The organism is Paraburkholderia phytofirmans, from assembly GCF_046028095.1.
Taxonomy (GTDB): domain Bacteria; phylum Pseudomonadota; class Gammaproteobacteria; order Burkholderiales; family Burkholderiaceae; genus Paraburkholderia; species Paraburkholderia phytofirmans_A.
In genome coordinates this window covers 509,905-526,957 of sequence record NZ_JAQQDJ010000001.1, presented here as the reverse complement: position 1 = coordinate 526,957, position 17,053 = coordinate 509,905, and the positions used below count along the sequence as shown (strand labels likewise).

The 17,053-nt window shown below is 63.6% G+C and carries 14 protein-coding genes; 10 read left to right on the top strand and 4 right to left on the bottom strand.

All coding sequences use genetic code 11. The features are described 5' to 3' along the window. Positions 1-2: 2 nt before the first annotated feature. From PQR54_RS02345 to PQR54_RS02335, 3 genes are all read right to left on the bottom strand, one after another. Complete coding sequence (locus tag PQR54_RS02345) at positions 3-3,482, bottom strand: methylmalonyl-CoA mutase family protein (protein ID WP_408243904.1); 3,480 nt, start codon at positions 3,480-3,482, stop codon at positions 3-5. 82 nt (positions 3,483-3,564) lie between these two features. Then, positions 3,565-4,503 carry a LysR family transcriptional regulator gene (locus PQR54_RS02340; protein WP_116143216.1) on the bottom strand — a complete coding sequence of 313 codons (939 nt, stop codon included), beginning with the start codon at positions 4,501-4,503 and terminating at the stop codon, positions 3,565-3,567. A gap of 204 nt (positions 4,504-4,707) precedes the next feature. After that, a complete protein-coding gene (locus PQR54_RS02335) occupies positions 4,708-5,793 on the bottom strand; it encodes a porin (protein WP_408243903.1) in 1,086 nt (361 codons plus the stop codon). A 124-nt stretch (positions 5,794-5,917) separates the two neighbouring features. Here PQR54_RS02335 and PQR54_RS02330 point away from each other — a divergent pair, with 124 nt between their 5' ends. After that, positions 5,918-6,130 carry a hypothetical protein gene (locus tag PQR54_RS02330; RefSeq protein ID WP_408243902.1) on the top strand — a complete coding sequence of 71 codons (213 nt, stop codon included), beginning with the start codon at positions 5,918-5,920 and terminating at the stop codon, positions 6,128-6,130. Positions 6,131-6,496: 366 nt separating this feature from the next. Here the strand turns inward: PQR54_RS02330 and PQR54_RS02325 are convergent, their stop codons facing one another. Further along, positions 6,497-7,009 carry a hypothetical protein gene (locus PQR54_RS02325; protein WP_408243901.1) on the bottom strand — a complete coding sequence of 171 codons (513 nt, stop codon included), beginning with the start codon at positions 7,007-7,009 and terminating at the stop codon, positions 6,497-6,499. A 596-nt stretch (positions 7,010-7,605) separates the two neighbouring features. Here PQR54_RS02325 and PQR54_RS02320 point away from each other — a divergent pair. From PQR54_RS02320 to PQR54_RS02280, 9 genes are all read left to right on the top strand, one after another. Beyond that, a complete protein-coding gene (locus PQR54_RS02320) occupies positions 7,606-8,634 on the top strand; it encodes a bile acid:sodium symporter family protein (protein ID WP_408243900.1) in 1,029 nt (342 codons plus the stop codon). Between the two features lie 292 nt (positions 8,635-8,926). Continuing rightward, on the top strand, positions 8,927-10,777 hold the full coding sequence (locus PQR54_RS02315) for an EAL domain-containing protein (RefSeq protein ID WP_408243899.1): 1,851 nt from the start codon (positions 8,927-8,929) through the stop codon (positions 10,775-10,777). A 196-nt stretch (positions 10,778-10,973) separates the two neighbouring features. Then, positions 10,974-11,960, top strand: a complete 987-nt coding sequence (locus tag PQR54_RS02310) for a LacI family DNA-binding transcriptional regulator (protein WP_012431493.1) — start codon at positions 10,974-10,976, stop codon at positions 11,958-11,960. After that, positions 11,957-13,240 (top strand): AGE family epimerase/isomerase, encoded by a 1,284-nt coding sequence (locus tag PQR54_RS02305; RefSeq protein WP_408243898.1) that lies wholly within the window; start codon positions 11,957-11,959, stop codon positions 13,238-13,240. The genes PQR54_RS02310 and PQR54_RS02305 overlap by 4 nt, the downstream gene beginning before the upstream one ends. Then, on the top strand, positions 13,237-14,154 hold the full coding sequence (locus tag PQR54_RS02300; RefSeq protein WP_408243897.1) for a carbohydrate kinase family protein: 918 nt from the start codon (positions 13,237-13,239) through the stop codon (positions 14,152-14,154). The genes PQR54_RS02305 and PQR54_RS02300 overlap by 4 nt, the downstream gene beginning before the upstream one ends. A 121-nt stretch (positions 14,155-14,275) precedes the next feature. Then, positions 14,276-14,506 carry a hypothetical protein gene (locus PQR54_RS02295; protein ID WP_408243896.1) on the top strand — a complete coding sequence of 77 codons (231 nt, stop codon included), beginning with the start codon at positions 14,276-14,278 and terminating at the stop codon, positions 14,504-14,506. A gap of 79 nt (positions 14,507-14,585) precedes the next feature. Then, positions 14,586-14,831, top strand: a complete 246-nt coding sequence (locus PQR54_RS02290; RefSeq protein ID WP_120297421.1) for a hypothetical protein — start codon at positions 14,586-14,588, stop codon at positions 14,829-14,831. 238 nt (positions 14,832-15,069) lie between these two features. Then, positions 15,070-16,029, top strand: coding sequence for an ion channel (locus PQR54_RS02285; protein WP_408243895.1), 960 nt, complete (start codon positions 15,070-15,072; stop codon positions 16,027-16,029). A gap of 122 nt (positions 16,030-16,151) precedes the next feature. Beyond that, positions 16,152-17,051, top strand: a complete 900-nt coding sequence (locus PQR54_RS02280; RefSeq protein WP_408243894.1) for a POTRA domain-containing protein — start codon at positions 16,152-16,154, stop codon at positions 17,049-17,051. The last annotated feature ends 2 nt before the right edge of the window (positions 17,052-17,053 follow it).

Genomic DNA, 17,053 nt, shown 5'->3' with positions numbered 1-17,053 from the left:
ACTTACATATTGCGGCGGTACTGCCCGCCCACTTCAAACAACGCGTGCGTGATCTGCCCGAGCGAGCAGACACGCACGACGTCCATCAGCACCGCAAACACGTTTTCATCGTCGATCACCGCGCGCTTCAGGCGTTCCAGCGCAGCGGGCGCCGCGTCGCGATGCTGCGCCTGGAAAGCGCGCAGACGTTGCAACTGGCTCTGTTTTTCGTCGTCGGTGGAACGGGCTAGTGCGATCGGCTGCGGCGCCTCATGCGGATGCGCGCTCAAAAACGTATTCACGCCGACGATCGGATACGAGCCGTCATGCTTGCGATGCTCGTACAACATCGACTCGTCCTGAATGCGTCCGCGCTGATAGCCGGTTTCCATCGCGCCGAGCACGCCGCCGCGCTCGGTCAGCCGGTCGAATTCGGCGAGCACCGCCTCTTCCACCAGGTCGGTCAGTTCCTCGATCACGAAGCTGCCCTGATTCGGATTCTGATTCTTTGCGAGCCCCCATTCACGATTGATGATCAACTGGATCGCCACCGCGCGGCGCACGGAATCTTCGGTGGGCGTGGTGATCGCTTCGTCGAAGGCATTTGTGTGAAGGGAATTGCAGTTGTCGTAGATCGCGATCAGCGCCTGCAGCGTGGTGCGGATATCGTTGAAGTCGATCTCCTGCGCATGCAGGCTGCGGCCCGACGTCTGCACGTGATACTTGAGCTTCTGGCTGCGTTCGTTCGCGCCGTAGCGCTCGCGCATGGCGACGGCCCAGATGCGTCGCGCGACGCGGCCCAGCACCGTGTACTCCGGATCCATGCCGTTCGAAAAGAAGAACGACAGATTCGGCGCGAAGTCGTCGATCGACATGCCGCGGGCAAGATAGGCCTCGACATAGGTGAAGCCGTTCGCGAGCGTGTAGGCCAGTTGCGAAATCGGGTTCGCGCCGGCTTCGGCGATGTGATAGCCGGAGATCGACACCGAATAGAAATTGCGCACGCCATGCTCGACGAAGTACGCCTGAATATCGCCCATCACCTTCAGGCTGAATTCGGTCGAGAAGATGCAGGTGTTCTGGCCTTGGTCTTCTTTCAGGATGTCGGCTTGCACGGTGCCGCGTACGTTTTCGAGGACTGTGCGGCGCGTGGCGGCGAGTTCGTCATCCGTGAGCGGTCGGCCTTGCTGCTGCGTCATGCGTGCGATCTGCTGATCGATCGCGACGTTGAAGAACATCGCGAGGATGGTCGGCGCGGGACCGTTGATCGTCATCGAGACCGAGGTTTCCGGCGCGCAGAGATCGAAGCCGTCGTACAGCGTCTTCATGTCGTCGAGCGTCGCTACCGAAACGCCCGAATTGCCCACCTTGCCGTAGATGTCGGGGCGCTCGTCGGGTTCTTCGCCGTAGAGCGTGACCGAATCGAAGGCGGTCGAAAGACGCTTGGCCGGCATGCCTTCCGAGAGCAGCTTGAAGCGGCGATTGGTGCGTTGCGGATCGCCTTCGCCGGCGAACATCCGCGTCGGGTCTTCGTTTTCGCGGCGGAATGGGAACACGCCAGCAGTGAACGGAAAGTAGCCGGGCAGATTGTCGAGCATCAGCCAGCGGAGAATCTCACCGTGGTCGACGAACTTCGGCAGCGAGACTTTGCGGACTTCCGATCCGGAAAGCGTCGTGACGGTGAGCGCGCTGCGGATCTCGCGGTCGCGGATGCGGACGATGTGTTCGGCGCCTGAATAGGCTTCGACGGTTTGCGGCCAGGTGTCGAGGAGCGCGCGTTCGCGTTCGCCGAGGGAGGCGGTGCGTTGGGCGATGAGGCGGTCGAGTTGCTGGAGCGGCGAAGGGGCGCCAGCGGACGCGACGTTCGCTGCTGAGTCTTTGTTTGAGTCGGAGCCTGGGTTGCCGGTCGAGTTGGCGCTCGAGTTGGCGCTCGAGTTGCCACTCGGGTTGACGTTCGGGTTGCCGCTCGCGCTTGCCCGCGATTGCGCAACAGCCCCTTCGACCGTAACTGCCTCCGCAAGCATCCGGCGCGCTTCGACAAGTTGCCAGCGTTCGCGCGCCACACGCGCTTGCGCGTCGGCTCGCTCGCGATAAGCGTGGACCGTCTGCGCGATATCCGCCAGATAGCGCACCCGCGCCGGCGGCACGATCGCGTTGCGACCGCTCGAAAAGCGCAGACCTTCGGGCGCGGCCAGACGGCCGCCGCCGGATCGCAGGCCGTGCTTATGCAGTGCTTCGGCGACGTGCAGGTAGAGCGCGGTCACGCCGTCGTCGTTAAAGCGCGAGGCGATCGTGCCGAACACCGGCATCGCTTCCGGCGGCTTCGCGAAGTCGCCGCGATTGCGCTGCACCTGTTTGGCGACGTCGCGCAATGCGTCCGGCGCGCCCTTCCGATCAAACTTGTTGATCGCGACGAAGCCGGCGAAGTCGAGCATGTCGATCTTCTCCAACTGGCTAGCCGCGCCGAACTCCGGCGTCATCACATACAGCGATTCGTCGACGAACGGCACGATCGCCGCATTGCCCTGGCCGATGCCGGATGTTTCGACGATGATCAGATCGAAGCCCGCCGCTTTGCACAGCATCAGCGCATCGGGCAGCGAGTCGGAGACTTCGCTCGACGCTTCGCGCGTCGCCATCGAACGCATGTAGACGCGCGCGCCGCCGCCCCAGTCGCCGATCGCGTTCATGCGGATGCGGTCGCCCAGCAGCGCGCCGCCGGACTTGCGGCGCGATGGATCGATGGCGAGCACGGCGATGGTGAGGGCGTCGCCGTAGTCGAGGCGAAAGCGGCGGATCAGCTCGTCGGTGAGCGAGGATTTGCCGGCGCCACCCGTTCCGGTGATGCCGAGGACGGGGATGGCGGTTGCCTTTGCCTTGGTCTTGGCCTGTGCGGACAGTTTTTCGCGGGCGGTTGCGTCGACGGTGCCCGCTTCGAATGCGCTGATGAGTTGCGCGAGGCGGCGGAAGGCGTGGGATGCCGAAAACTCGTCCACCCACTCGCCAACCGGACTCTGCCCGACCGCCTCAGCCGCACGCGCGCCTTCGGCGCAGCGCGCGATCATATCGTCGATCATGCCTTGCAGCCCGAGCCGCTGCCCATCCTGCGGCGAATAGATCTTCTCGACGCCGTAACGCTCGAGCTCCGCAATTTCCTCAGGGACGATCACCCCACCGCCGCCGCCGAACACCTTGATGCGCTCGCCGCCGCGCGCTCGCAGCAGATCGACCAGATAGCGGAAGTATTCGTTGTGCCCGCCCTGGTAGCTGGACACGGCGACGCCGTCGGCGTCCTCTTGCAACGCGGCGGTGGCGACTTCATCGACGGAGCGGTTGTGGCCGAGGTGAATCACCTCGACGCCGCTCGCCTGCAGAATGCGCCGCATGATGTTGATCGACGCATCGTGGCCATCGAACAATGCAGCCGCCGTGACAAAGCGCAGGCGCCGGCCCGCGGGCAGCTTGTGGCTACCGGCGCGCTGCGGCGTGGACAGATCGGTCATGTCTCCCCCAGATCGTTACGCGTATGGGTGCTGGCAACCAGTATAGCGAAACGGGTCGGGGCGCCGCGGTGGCCTGAGCGGCCTAGCGCACCGCCAACGCCTTGATCTGCTCCAGCGACGGCCACAGCGATTCGTTCGCGAACCGCTCGGCGAGAAAGTCGACAAACGAGCGCACCTTGGCCGACAGATGCCGGCGGCTCGCGTAGACCACGTGAATGGGCAGCTCGCGCGGCGGCACGTCGTCCACCAGCAGCGGCACGAGGCGTCCCGCTGCCAGATCGTCGCCGATCACTTCGGTGCCGAGCATCGCGATGCCCGCGCCTTGCAGCACGATCACGCGCTGCGCTTCCAGATGATTGACGATCAGATTGCCCGTCAGACGTACGCGCGGTGAGGCGTCGCCGGTGGCGGGCGCGATTTCGAGCGCCGACACGCCCGCGTATTGCAGATAGTTGTGGCGCGCCAGATCGGCGACGGTCTTCGGCGTGCCATGCCGCTTCAGATACGCCGGCGACGCGCAGAGCACGAGATGCGCGGTCGCGATCTGCCGCGCGATCAATGAAGAAGACTTGAGTCCGCTCGGCGACGCGCGGATCGCGACATCGAAACCCTCGTCGATCAATTCGACCACGCGGTCCGACAAGGTCATGTCGACGGTGACCTGCGGATACTGCGCGGCGTAGTCGGCCACCGCGGCCATCACGTGGCTCAAGCCGAACGCCGATAGCGACGATACCCGCAAGCGCCCCTGCGGCACGACGCTCGCCGCGCCGACCACCTGCTCGGCCTCCTCGAGTTCGGTGAGCACCTGGCTCAGACGCTCGTAGTACTCGCGGCCCGCCTCGGTCGGCGCGACCCGCCGCGTGGTGCGGTTCAACAGACGCGCGCCGAGTTGCTGTTCGAGGTGCATCACATGCTTGCTCGCCATGGCCGCCGACATCTCCATCCGTTCGGCCGCGCCGACAAAGCTGCCGACTTCGACCACATGGCGGAACACTTTCATGCTGACGAGGGTATCCATCTCAATCGCTCGCTTTGGGAATCAATCGACGTCATTTTGCCGGGTTTATTAAAGACTGGTCGGCAAAACGGCTTCCCAGTGCATGAAGACCGAGGCGCAGAAGCAAAAAAACCCGCCTTCCGAAGAAGACGGGCTTGGAGATCAAACTGATGTGGCCGCCACGCGAAGCCAGCAAGCAGACCTCGCGCGGCGCGGCCGTGACGCTTAGAACTTCGCGCGCAGGCCGACGCCGTAGGTGTTGCCGCTCGACAGGTTGGAGATGTGGTCGTACATGTAGGCGGCGTAGATGTCCGTGCGCTTGGACAACGGATAGTCGTAGCCAAGCGCCGCCGTCTGGCGGATCTGATCGAAGCCGCCGCCGTCGCGCGAGTAGGCGTACGACGCCATCACCGAGCCCGGGCCGAACGGCACCGTCGCGCCGCCTTGCGCCGTGTTCACGTGCCAGCTCGTGACCTGCTGGTCGTTGTACGTGTACATGTACTGGCCGAAGAACTTCACGAACTTCAGGTCGTACGACACGCCGACTTGCGCGACGCTCTGGCTCTTCAGGCCGGGCACACCCGACGTGCCGAAGCTGCCCAGGTCGCTCGGCACGTTGTTGAAGTTCACGTACTGATACACCGCCGTCGCCGCGAACGGGCCGTGGAAGTACAGCACCTGGCCGCTCCACTTCTTCGCGCCGTTCTCGGTCGTGTTGCCGAGCGCGTACATGGCCGTCGCCGAGAGGCCGTTAAAGTTCGGCGACGAGTACGACACCGCGTTGCTCCAGCCCGAATCGCCGGTCACGCCCTGATCGGTCGAGTAGGTCGGGAACGTACCGAGGCCCAGGTACGTGTGCCAGACCATCGGCGAGAACTGGTACGAATCGACGAACGGGTTGAACAGAATCGTCGACACGAACAGCGGCGTCGTCAGACGGCCGGCCGTGACCGTGCCGTAGGGCGACTCAATACCCACGTACGCGTTACGCGAGAACATCGTGTCGCCCGTGAAGCGGCCGTACTGGCCGTTTTGCGCCAGGAAGAACCCTTCCAACGCGAAGATCGCCTTGTAGCCGTTGCCCAGATCCTCCGCCCCTTTCAAGCCCCAGTACGAAGTCGACATGCCGCCGCCCGAGACCTGCACCGCGGTCTTTCCGCCCGGGAATTTCTGCGCGCCGACCCATTCGTCGACCTGACCGTAGAGCTGCACGCTCGATTGCGCAAAAGCAGACGATGCACTGGCCAGCAGAGCGGCACACGCGGTTGCCTTGAGGGTGGTCTTCAGCGCACTGCTGATGCTTGTTTTCATGGGTTCTCCTGTCTTTGTCAAAAAGGGTGTGGCTGTGCGAAAGGGGGAGCTCGCGCGAATCATTGTTGTTGTCCGTTCGATCATCGAGCCAATCTGGGCGGGACCATCTTTGCGGACCATTTTTATGAACAAAAATATCGTTGGTTATTGCCGGTATATCGGTCTGATTAGTTTTGTCGCTTATCGGCCTGATAAAGCCATGGCGGAAAGCGTGCTCGCCGTGCCGCCGCAAGTTTTGCCGCAGCGCGCAAAGCGTTGCTCACATTGCAGCGGACGCGTTGATAACGCCTCAGATGACACGCGGATGACGCACCGCCGCAGAAACGACCAAATTTGACGATGGGAGGGGGTGTGCTGCCGAGCGTTTTCAAAAAAGTGTGGCGTCGAAACGTCACATTGAGCGCGGGTGGTTATGGTGAAGGCAAGGCGGAAGGCCGCTATCAAGCGGTTTGAAAGGCAGGCGAAGTGGTGCGGCGGGACGAAGCGGTGAGAATTTGGGAGGACGAAATGGGCAGAGACGCCTCGCATCCGGTTTGCGATGACGCATGCGCGAGGGGCGCGCAGTCAGATAAGCAATGGACGGCACTCGAACAAAGTCGAAGCGGCCGGGAGGCAGAAACAGGTATGTCCGTGCGCAGCGTAAACGGCAAACACTGGTTGCTCACGCAACCAACACAACGCACAGCGCACGCAGCGCGATCGGCTAGTTCCGATAAGGCGAGCCTTCTGATTGGCGCGGGTCGTCGGACTGTCGCTGCATGGCGCGCTGCGAACCGCGTTCTTCGTTGTAACGGGCGATGTCGGCGCGAATCGAGCCGGCGCGAACCGGCGCATTAACCGGCGGCCGCGGCACCGTGCGCGATTCGGCACTGACCGGGGTGATGGCGCCGGCGTACTGCATGCTGCCGCGACCGTCGCCTGCGTATCCGGCCGGGCCGGCGACACGGCGCATGCCGGGCTTGTAGACGTCGAAGCCATCGGCGTAAGTTCCGCCCGCGAAGTTCGCTCCGCCGGGCGGTAGACGCGCGTTGCGATCGGCCGCCGTATTGCGCGCGGGTGCTGCCGGGGCTCCGCCGTAGTAGCGGCCACCGTTTTGCATTTCGCCGCGTACGGCGTGATTCGCTTCGGCGTGCGAATAGCCGCCACCGCCGCCGTGCGGCACGCCTGGCGCTTTCGCATAGGCGAACGAGCACAGCGCGGCGATGACCGCGCCCAAAACCCAGTGCCTCGTTCTCGACAACCCGTCCACCCAGTGACTCTCACGCCCGAAGACTTGCCTGAAGCCCACCGTTCGAGCTGCGACGGACTTGTTTTGGGACTGGCACGAGCGCTGCGATTACATCGCGGCGCCGGGTATCCCGACGGCCTTTGAACCGTAATTTATGGGTGCCGGCAAAGGGTGTCGAGCCAAAAAGTGTTAGGCCTCGGACGCGGATGTAACACCTTGTTACTGCGACGTTTTTCTGCGACAGAGCCCTTGCGTGAAAACCCTGAAACCGCTTGCTTTCAATGACTTGGAGAGGCCGTTAACGCGCTCTTGTGTATGACGAATCGCGTGCGGATTTTCGCCTTAATTGTCAAAACTGCATGGACCAAACAGATCACGTCGCCAATACTGAAAAGTGGATCATGGCGCTGTCCGAATTTTCCGGAAACGCACTTATCAATGCACAACTTTCATTAATCGATTCGGCAAATGAATTTGCATATTTAATCGAAAATCAACAACAATAGCGGTTTCCCATAGGCTGGGACGGCGGTTTCACGCGCACGTCCCGCCCGCTCTTTCGCATCACGAATCGAGATTCCGACATGGCTCGCCCGAAATTGCTTCCCGACAACTTCACCCTGTGCCTCGTCGGCACCGTGATTTTTGCCAGCTTGCTGCCGGTTCATGGGCAGGCCGCCGTCGGGTTCAACTGGGTGACGAACGTGGCGGTCGGCCTGCTGTTTTTCCTGCACGGCGCCAAGCTCTCACGCGAAGCGATTATTGCGGGCGCGACGCATTGGCGCCTGCATCTTGTAGTGCTGCTCAGCACGTTCGCGCTCTTTCCGCTGCTCGGCCTCGCGCTTAAACCGCTCCTTTCGCCACTTGTCACGCCGGCGCTCTATGCGGGGGTCCTCTTCCTCTGCACGCTGCCGTCTACGGTTCAGTCGTCGATCGCGTTCACGTCCATTGCCAAAGGCAACGTGCCGGCTGCCGTATGCAGCGCGTCGGCCTCGAGCCTGCTCGGCATCTTCATCACACCCGCGCTCGTCAGCCTCGTCGTCACCAATCAGGCGGCCGGCGGCGGCGCTTCGCCGTGGCATACGGTAGGCAACATCGTGCTGCAACTGCTGGTGCCGTTTGTGGCCGGGCAGTTGCTGCGCCCGCTGATCGGCAAGTGGATCGAGCGCAATCGCGGCGTGCTCAAGTTCGTCGACCAGGGGTCGATCCTGCTGGTGGTGTACGGCGCGTTCAGCGAGGCCGTCAACGAAGGCCTGTGGCATCAGATTCCCCTCTCCGCGCTGGGCGGTCTGCTGCTTCTGTGCGTCGTGCTGCTCGCGTTGGCCCTCGCCGTGACGATATTCGTCAGCAAGCGGCTCGGCTTTAGCCGTGCGGACCAGATCACCATCATCTTCTGCGGGTCGAAGAAGAGTCTCGCCGCCGGCGTGCCGATGGCCAAGGTGATCTTCGCCTCGCATGCGGTGGGCGCCGTCGTCTTGCCGCTGATGCTGTTCCACCAGATCCAGTTGATGGTGTGCGCCGCGCTCGCGCAGCGCTGGGGCGCCCGCGACACGAGCGGCGAGACCCACGCCGCTTCGCGCGAGCGGACCGCCGCCGCCGTCGCCCGCCGGTGAATACGCGCGCAATGCAAACAGGACATTCATAAGCGCCCTCCCTGAGCGTCATTTGAAGAAAGCCGCCTCGCGCGGCTTTTTTGTTATTTCACGCGCAAACGCCGCTGCTGTCGCCTCGGCCGGATGGCATAGGCCGATTCCTGGTAATGCGAAGCCGGACGGAGCCGGCCTTCAGAATGACTCGACCGAATCAACCGCCGCACCAAGCCGGTGCAACGGTTCATTAAAACTTCACTTAATTCCAGGCAAGCCCGGCCGATAAGCCGAAGGTCGAACGCTACGCCTACCCGCCATGCAACCTCGCTCGCCCTCCCGATCCGCCGCGCCGCGCATCGAGGAGTTGATCGCCCGGCGTGAGCTGTCCGCCGTGTTCCAGCCGATCATCGATTTCGAAGACGGCGCGATCCTCGGCTATGAAGGTCTGATCCGCGGCCCGGCCGGCACGCCGCTCGAAGCGCCGTTCGCCCTGTTTGCGCAGGCGCTCGCCGAGGGCTGCACTATCGAGCTCGAACGCGCCGCCGCGCGCACCTGCATCGAAGCGTTCGCGCGGCTCGATTTCGACGGCAAGCTGTTTCTGAATTTCAGCGCGGGCGCGATGCGTCAGCTGGCCGAGGCGCGCGACGACACGCTCGCGCTGCTGCGTCATCGCGGCGTGGATCCGCAACGGATCGTGGTCGAGTTGACCGAGCAAAGCACGATTCTGGACGTGGGCAGTTTCCTGCCGGTGATCACGAGCCTGCGCACAACCGGCGCGCAATTCGCGCTCGACGACTACGGCACCGCGAACGCCAGCATGAATTTGTGGGTGCGGCTGCAACCGGACGTCGTGAAGATCGACCGCTTCTTCATTCACGACATCGCCTGCGACCCGCTCAAGTTCGAGGCCGTGCGCGCGATGCAGCATTTCGCCAGCGCGAGCGGCGCGCGGCTCGTCGCGGAGGGCATCGAAAACGAAGCGGATCTGATCGTAGCGCGCGACATGGGGATCGGCTGCGGGCAGGGCTTTTTCTTCGGCCGTCCGCACGCGCAGCCGGCCCGCCACGTGACCGACGACGCCCGCGACGCGCTGCGCGCCGGCCACATCGCCGTGTTCCCCGAGACCACGCGCGCGGTGAGCAGCGCGTCGCCGTCGGGCGGCATGGCATCGGACAAAATGCTGGTGCACGCGCCCGCGCTGCCGCGCCAGGCGACCAACAACGACGTGCTCGAACTGTTCAACCGCCTGCCCGACCTGCATGCGGTCGCGGTGGTCGAACACGACGAGCCGGTCGCGCTGATCAACCGCCGCAGCTTCATGGACCGCTACGCGCTGCCGTATCACCGCGAGCTATTCGGCAAGCGCCCTTGTCTGCTTTTCGCCAATGCATCGCCGGTGGTGATCGAAAAATCGATGACCGTCGAGCAGATGGCCAAGCTCCTCGCCAGCGACGATCAACGCTATCTCGCCGATGGCTTCGTCATCACCGACAACGGCAAATACGTCGGCCTCGGCACCGGCGAGAAGCTCGTGCGCGCGGTGACCGAGGTGCGCATCGAAGCCGCGCGCTACGCAAATCCGCTGACCTTCCTGCCGGGCAACATCCCGATCAGTTCGCACATTGCCCGCCTGCTCGGCAACGACGCCGGCTTCTACGCGTGCTACGTCGACCTGAACCACTTCAAGCCGTTCAACGACCAGTACGGCTACTGGCAAGGCGACGAAGTCCTGAAATTCGCCGCCGTCGTTCTCGCCGATGTGTGCGACCCGACCCGCGACTTCCTCGGCCACGTAGGCGGCGACGACTTCCTGATCCTGTTCCAGAGCGACGACTGGCGCGAGCGCGTGCTGCGCGCGATCCACGTGTTCAACGAAGGCGCGCAACGCTTTTACGCGCCGACCGATCGCCTCGCCGGCGGCATCCACGGTGAGGACCGGCGCGGCAATCCGACCTTCTTCGGTTTCGTGACGATGGCGATCGGCTGCGTGCACGTCGAACCCGCTGACGGCCCGTCGCTTTACAGCAGCGAAGAAATTGCATCCGTCGCGGCGCTGGCCAAGCGGCGCGCGAAGCACGAGACGAGCGGTTTCGTGCTGATCGACGCCGATGAAAGCGTGGCCCTGTTGCGTGGACAGGCCGAAGCCGCTCACGTTTCGCTGGAGTGAAGGAGCGGCGGCCAGATCACGCACCAGACGTTGTTTAGCTATTTTTACTAAACAGCATATTCCGGGCCAACTCCAACGCCTACGGGTATTTCCCGGTGTCGAGCGAGTGTTTTTCGGGCAGTTTTAGCGCGGTTTTACTATACAATCGCCCGAACCCAAACACCGTGTGGCCGCCCTTGCGCGTCCGCCTGATTCGATGGCCACAACCATCCGCGACGTCGCCCGCGCGGCCAGCGTGTCGATCGGCACCGTCTCACGCGCACTGAAAAACCAGCCCGGCCTTTCCGAGGCCACCCGCGAGCGCGTCGTCGAAGCGGCGCGCAAGCTTGGCTATGACGCCGCCCAGTTGCGCCCGCGCATCCGCCGTCTCACGTTTCTGCTACACCGTCAGCACAATAATTTCGCCGTCAGTCCGTTCTTCTCGCACGTGCTGCACGGCGTGGAAGACGCTTGCCGCGAGCGCGGCATCGTGCCGTCCGTGCTGACCGCCGGCCCCACCGAAGACGTGATCCAGCAGATGCGCCTGCATGCGCCGGACGCGGTGGCGATCGCCGGTTTCGTCGAGCCTGAAACGCTGACCACGCTGGTGGCCATGCAGCGCCCGCTCGTGCTGATCGACTTGTGGGCGCCCGGCATGCGCTCGGTAAATCTCGACAACGCCGCCGGCGCCACGCTCGCCATGCGGCATCTGTTCGAGCAGCAGCGCAAGCGCGTCGCGTTCATCGGCGGCTCGCTCGCGCACTTCAGCATCGCGCAGCGCGCGCTCGGCTACCGGCGCGCGTTCTTCGAAGCGGGCTTGCTGTTCGACCCGTCGCTGGAAGTGACGATCGACGCCGGCCTCGACCCCGACAGCGGCGCCGCGCGCGCCATGCATCAATTGCTCGACGCGCCGGGTCCGCGCCCGGACGCCGTGTTTGCCTACAACGACGCCGCCGCGCTAGCCGCGCTGCGGGCGTGCCTCGCACGCGGGCTACGCGTGCCCGAGGACATTGCCATCATCGGTTTTGACGACATTCCCGCCGCCGCCCATGCCACGCCGCCGCTGTCGACCATTTCGGTCGACAAGGAAGCGCTCGGCCGGCGCGGCGTCGAGCTGCTGCTCGAAGACGCACCCGCCGAACTGGAAGTCCGTTTGCCCGTCCATCTCATTGCCCGTGCCAGTACTTTGGTGAAAATGCCATGACGCAATCCGATCCGCTTCACCCCACTAACGGCGCCGCTGCGGCGCCGCCCGTCGAGAGCTTCCGCTCGCGCGACTTTCTGCTCTCACATGTGCAGGACACGCTGCGTTTCTACGCGCCGAACGTGTTCGATCCGAGCGGCGGCTTTTTCCATTTCTTCCGCGACGACGGTTCGGTCTACGACAAAACCACGCGGCATCTGGTGAGCAGTTGCCGCTACGTCTTCAATTACGCGATGGCGTATCGCCAGTTCGGCGACCCGCAGCATCTCGAATACGCTCGCCACGGTTTGCGGTTCCTGCGCGAAGCGCATTGGGACGCCCAGCACGAAGGCTACGACTGGGAGATCGAATGGCACGACGGCAAGAAGCGCACGCTCGACGCGACGCGCCACTGCTACGGCCTCGCGTTCGTCCTGCTCGCCTATTCGCATGCGGCGATGGCCGGCATCGAAGAAGCCAAGCCGATGATCGGCGCGACCTTCGAGCTGATGGAACACCGCTTCTGGGACGCCGCCGCGGGTCTCTACGCCGACGAAGCGTCGCCCGACTGGCGGGTCAGTTCGTACCGTGGCCAGAACGCGAACATGCACACCACCGAGGCGCTGCTCGCCGCGCACGAAGCGACCCGTCATCTCGTTTATCTGGATCGCGCCGAGCGGGTGGCGTCGAATATCACGCTGCGCCAGGCGAAGCTGTCGCAGGGTCTGGTGTGGGAGCACTTTCACGCGGACTGGTCGGTCGACTGGCACTACAACGAGGAAGACAGTTCGAACATCTTTCGCCCGTGGGGCTTCCAGCCGGGCCACCAGACGGAATGGGCGAAGCTGCTGCTGATTCTCGAGCGCTTCCGTCCGTTGCCGTGGCTGCTGCCGCGCGCCATCGAACTGTTCGACGCCGCGATGACGCACGCGTGGGACGAAGACCACGGCGGCCTCTACTACGGCTTCGGCCCCGACGGCACCGTGTGCGATCACGACAAGTATTTCTGGGTCCAGGCGGAAACCTTCGCGACGGCCGCGCTGCTCGGCAAGCGCACCGGCAACGAACGCTTCTGGGACTGGTACGACGAGATCTGGCGCTATAGCTGGGCGCATTTCGTCGATCACAAGTATGGCGCGTGGTATCGCATCCTCACGTGCGACAACCGCAAATACAGCGACGAGAAGAGTCCGGCCGGCAAGACCGACTATCACACCATGGGCGCGTGCTACGAAGTACTGGCCCACGCGCTGCCCGACGGGGCCGCCGCTGCGCCCGAATCCGCGGAGCAAACAAAATGAGCAATCAGAGCGCGAACCACGAATTTCCCCTCTTCGTCTCGGCCGGCGACATCCTCACCGATCTCGTGCGCACCGGCCCGTCACAATGGCTCTCGCGTCCTGGCGGCGCCGGCTGGAACGTGGCGCGCTGCGTCGCGCGGCTCGGTCTGTCGACCGCGTGCGCAGGGTCGTTAGGCGTCGATAACTTCTCCGATGAGTTGTGGAACGCAAGCGTCGCGGCCGGCCTCGACATGCGTTTCATGCAGCGCGTGGAGCGGCCGCCCTTGCTGGCGATCGTCCATCAGACGCATCCGCCCGCGTACTTCTTCATGGGCGAGAACAGCGCCGATCTGGCGTTCGATCCGGCACAACTGCCGGCGGGCTGGATGGGTCAGGTGAAATGGGCGCATTTCGGTTGTATCAGCCTCGTCCGGCAGCCAATCGGCAACACGCTCGCCACGCTCGCGGCCGAGTTGCGTTCGCAAGGCGTGAAGATCAGTTTCGATCCGAACTACCGCAATCTGATGGAGCACGGCTACGAACCCACGTTGCGAAAAATGGCCGCGCTCGCCGATCTGATCAAGGTGTCGGACGAGGACTTGCGCCTGATCTTCAAGACCGACGACGAAGCCGGCGCGCTTGGGCAGTTGCGCGCCATGAATCCGGCCGCCACCGTGCTCGTGACGCGCGGACCGGAGACCGCCGTGCTGATCGATGGCGCGATGGTGACGGAGGCACGGCCGCCACGCGTCGAGGTGGTCGATACGGTCGGCGCGGGCGATGCGTCGATCGGCGGCTTGCTGTTCAGCCTGATGACCGCGCCGCAGCGGGCATGGCCGGAGCATCTGGCGTTCGCGCTGGCCGCCGGCGCGGCCGCTTGCCGGCATGCCGGCGCGCACGCGCCGTCGCTCGATGAGGTGGTCGCGCTGCTGTAATTCTGTTGCCTTGTGCGGCGCGCATTGTCACCGGCATGGAGCGCCGTCGGGGCGGAGAACGGAAGCTCCATCATCGTGCTAGGATGAAAAAACCGAAACCTTTGGAAGACGGAGAGACGCCATGGACGACATCACCTACACCAAAGGCATTTACACGGCCACTGCCTCGACAAGAGAAATAGAAAAAGACACCTGGCAGGGCGTGGTCACCCTCTCGCGCGACGAAGGCGACGCAACCGCCGATCAGGAAACCACGCTCTACGAAGTCGAGGCCACCTCTTCGACGCCGGAAGAAGCGCTCGAGGAAGCCAAAGCGCTTGCTCACCGCATCCTCGGAGAAATCGAACTTTAGGCAGCAACCGGCGCGCGCTTTTCACGCTTTCGTTTGCATTCGCGCTGCGCCACCCCGAACCAACCGGCCGGAGGCGGTCATGGCTGAACAGCTCTTTCTCTACGGCGTGTATTCGATTCACGTCCGCCCGCTCGAACTCAACGGTGCCCGCTGGGATGCGGAATACGAGATCCGCCATCGCGAGAAAGCCGTCAAATCGTGGACGACGGTAGGCGGTGACAACGGCTACGGCGACGAAACCGAAGCGATCGCGGCGGCTCATCAGCAAGCCGTCGACGATATCGAACACGGCGCAGGCATTCCCAAGCCGCGAGCCTTTCCGTAAGTCCGAAGCGCGCGCACGCCGCGGCGCGCGTGCATGACTGCGTGACTGTGTGCTTGCTTCGATGCGCGGTACGAGCGCATTGAAGCCGTGTCGATATGCCTTGCCGAAACACCGTGCATGCACGGGCGAACACACGGCCGCGGCGCACTGTCGCGCCCCGCGCACCACGCCGAGAATCACCTTCCGCGGACAAGGCGGCGTGCTACGCTTTGGCCGTTTTCATCTCCACGAGTTTGCGATGGCGACTGAACCGTCAGACCGTCCTTCCGGCTTCGGCGACGCCGAAGCGCGCGCAGCGAAGCGCCGCGCACAGGGCAGCCGCGAATTCCGTCTGGACGATCGTGTGGTCATCGATCACGGCACGCCGACGCCGCTCTGGCAGGATCTCTATCACCGCGCGCTGATCGTTCGCTGGCCGGTTTTTTTCGTATCGCTCGCGGTCTTGTTCCTGCTGCTCAACACTACGTTTGCCGCGCTCTACATGCTGGGCGACGCACCGATTGCCAATCAGTTTCCCGCTGGTTTTGGCGGCGCGTTTTTCTTCAGCGTCGAGACCCTCGCCACGGTCGGATATGGCGACATGCATCCGCAAACCGTCTACGCGCACTGGATCGCCACGCTGGAAATTTTCGTCGGCATGTCCAGCATCGCGTTGGCGACGGGGCTGATCTTCGCGCGCTTCTCGCGTCCGCACGCCAAGATCATCTTTGCCCGTTACGCGGTGATCCGGCCGCTCGACGGCCGCATGACGCTCATGGTGCGCTCGGCCAACGCGCGCCAGAACGTGATCGCCGAGGCGCGCGCACGGTTGCGCATTCTGCGCACGGAAACCACGGTCGAAGGTTATACGTTGCGCAAACTCTATGACCTGACGCTGGTTCGCGATCAACACCCGGTATTCAAACTGGGCTGGACGGTGATGCATATCGTCGACGAAACCAGTCCGCTATTCGGCGAGACCGCCGAAACGCTCAATAACCGCGGCACGTTGCTGCTGCTCACACTCGAAGGCGTCGACGAATCGACCTCGCAAACCATGCAGGCGCGCCATACGTGGACGTGCGATCAGATCTACTGGCAGCACCGTTTCGTCGACATCATGACCGAGAAAGACGGCGTGAGCCATATCGACTACGCGCATTTCAATGAGGTTGTGCCGCTCGACGATGCGCCCGTCGCAACGCAGATTCGTCTATAAAAACGGCGTAAGTGTTAAGAAGAGAAAAAACAAAAAAGAGATAAGGATTTCAAAATGCTTTTGCTGGATCTCTAACTGCATACGACCTATGCTGCGCCGCTTCGTATGAAGAACTCGCAGCCATGCAGCATCTCAGCAAAACCGCACTCGCCGCCGCATCTTTCGCGCTGTACAGCCTGCCGTCGCTCGCCCAGGGCGACGCGTCGCTGATCAATGTTTTACCGGGCAGCGACACGCTGCGCGCACAACAGCAGCGCCTCGAAGCAAATGCGACCAACGGCACGCTCGGCAACGTGCTGCGCGAGGACGCGTCGCGTGAGGAAACCGCCGATCTCGCGCATTTGCCCGTACAGTCGCCATGCTTCGAGATCAGGAAAGTCCGGATGACGAACAATCCGTTTCGCGCCATCGACCGTCTGGTCGAAGCGGTCGAGGGCCAGTGCGTCGGCGCCGACGGCCTGAAGATCGTCCAGGACAGCGTCGCCAATAAGCTCATCGACTACGGCTATGTCACCACGCGCGTCACAGTGCCCGAGCAGTCGTTGACGTCGGGCACGCTGCAGCTCGATGTCGTGCCTGGCCGCATCGGCGCCATTCGCAGTGATGGCGATACGATCGGCGATGTCGCTCGTGCTTTGCCGTCGGGCCAAGGCGCTTTGTTGAACCAGCGCGCAATCGATCAGGCGCTGGAAAACATCCGGCGATTGCCGTCGCAGGCCGATGCGCGGTTCGACATCGCGCGCGGCGACCTCGACAATACGGGCGGGACGATCGCCGCAGGGCGTGATGCGCAGATAAGCGTCGGCGACAAGTTGACGAACGACAATGGCTCGATCACGTCGCGCACGACGGTGAGCGGCACGGCGGGGTCGATGTCGAATGTCGGCGGCACGATCTCGGCGCCGATCTCCGCGCAAATTCGCGTCGCCGGTGGTAACGGTGGTAACAACGGCGGTGACAACGGCGGATTCATCCCGCCGTCCAATCCGACGCAGATGACGTACGTTCCGCCTACCGGCTAGGT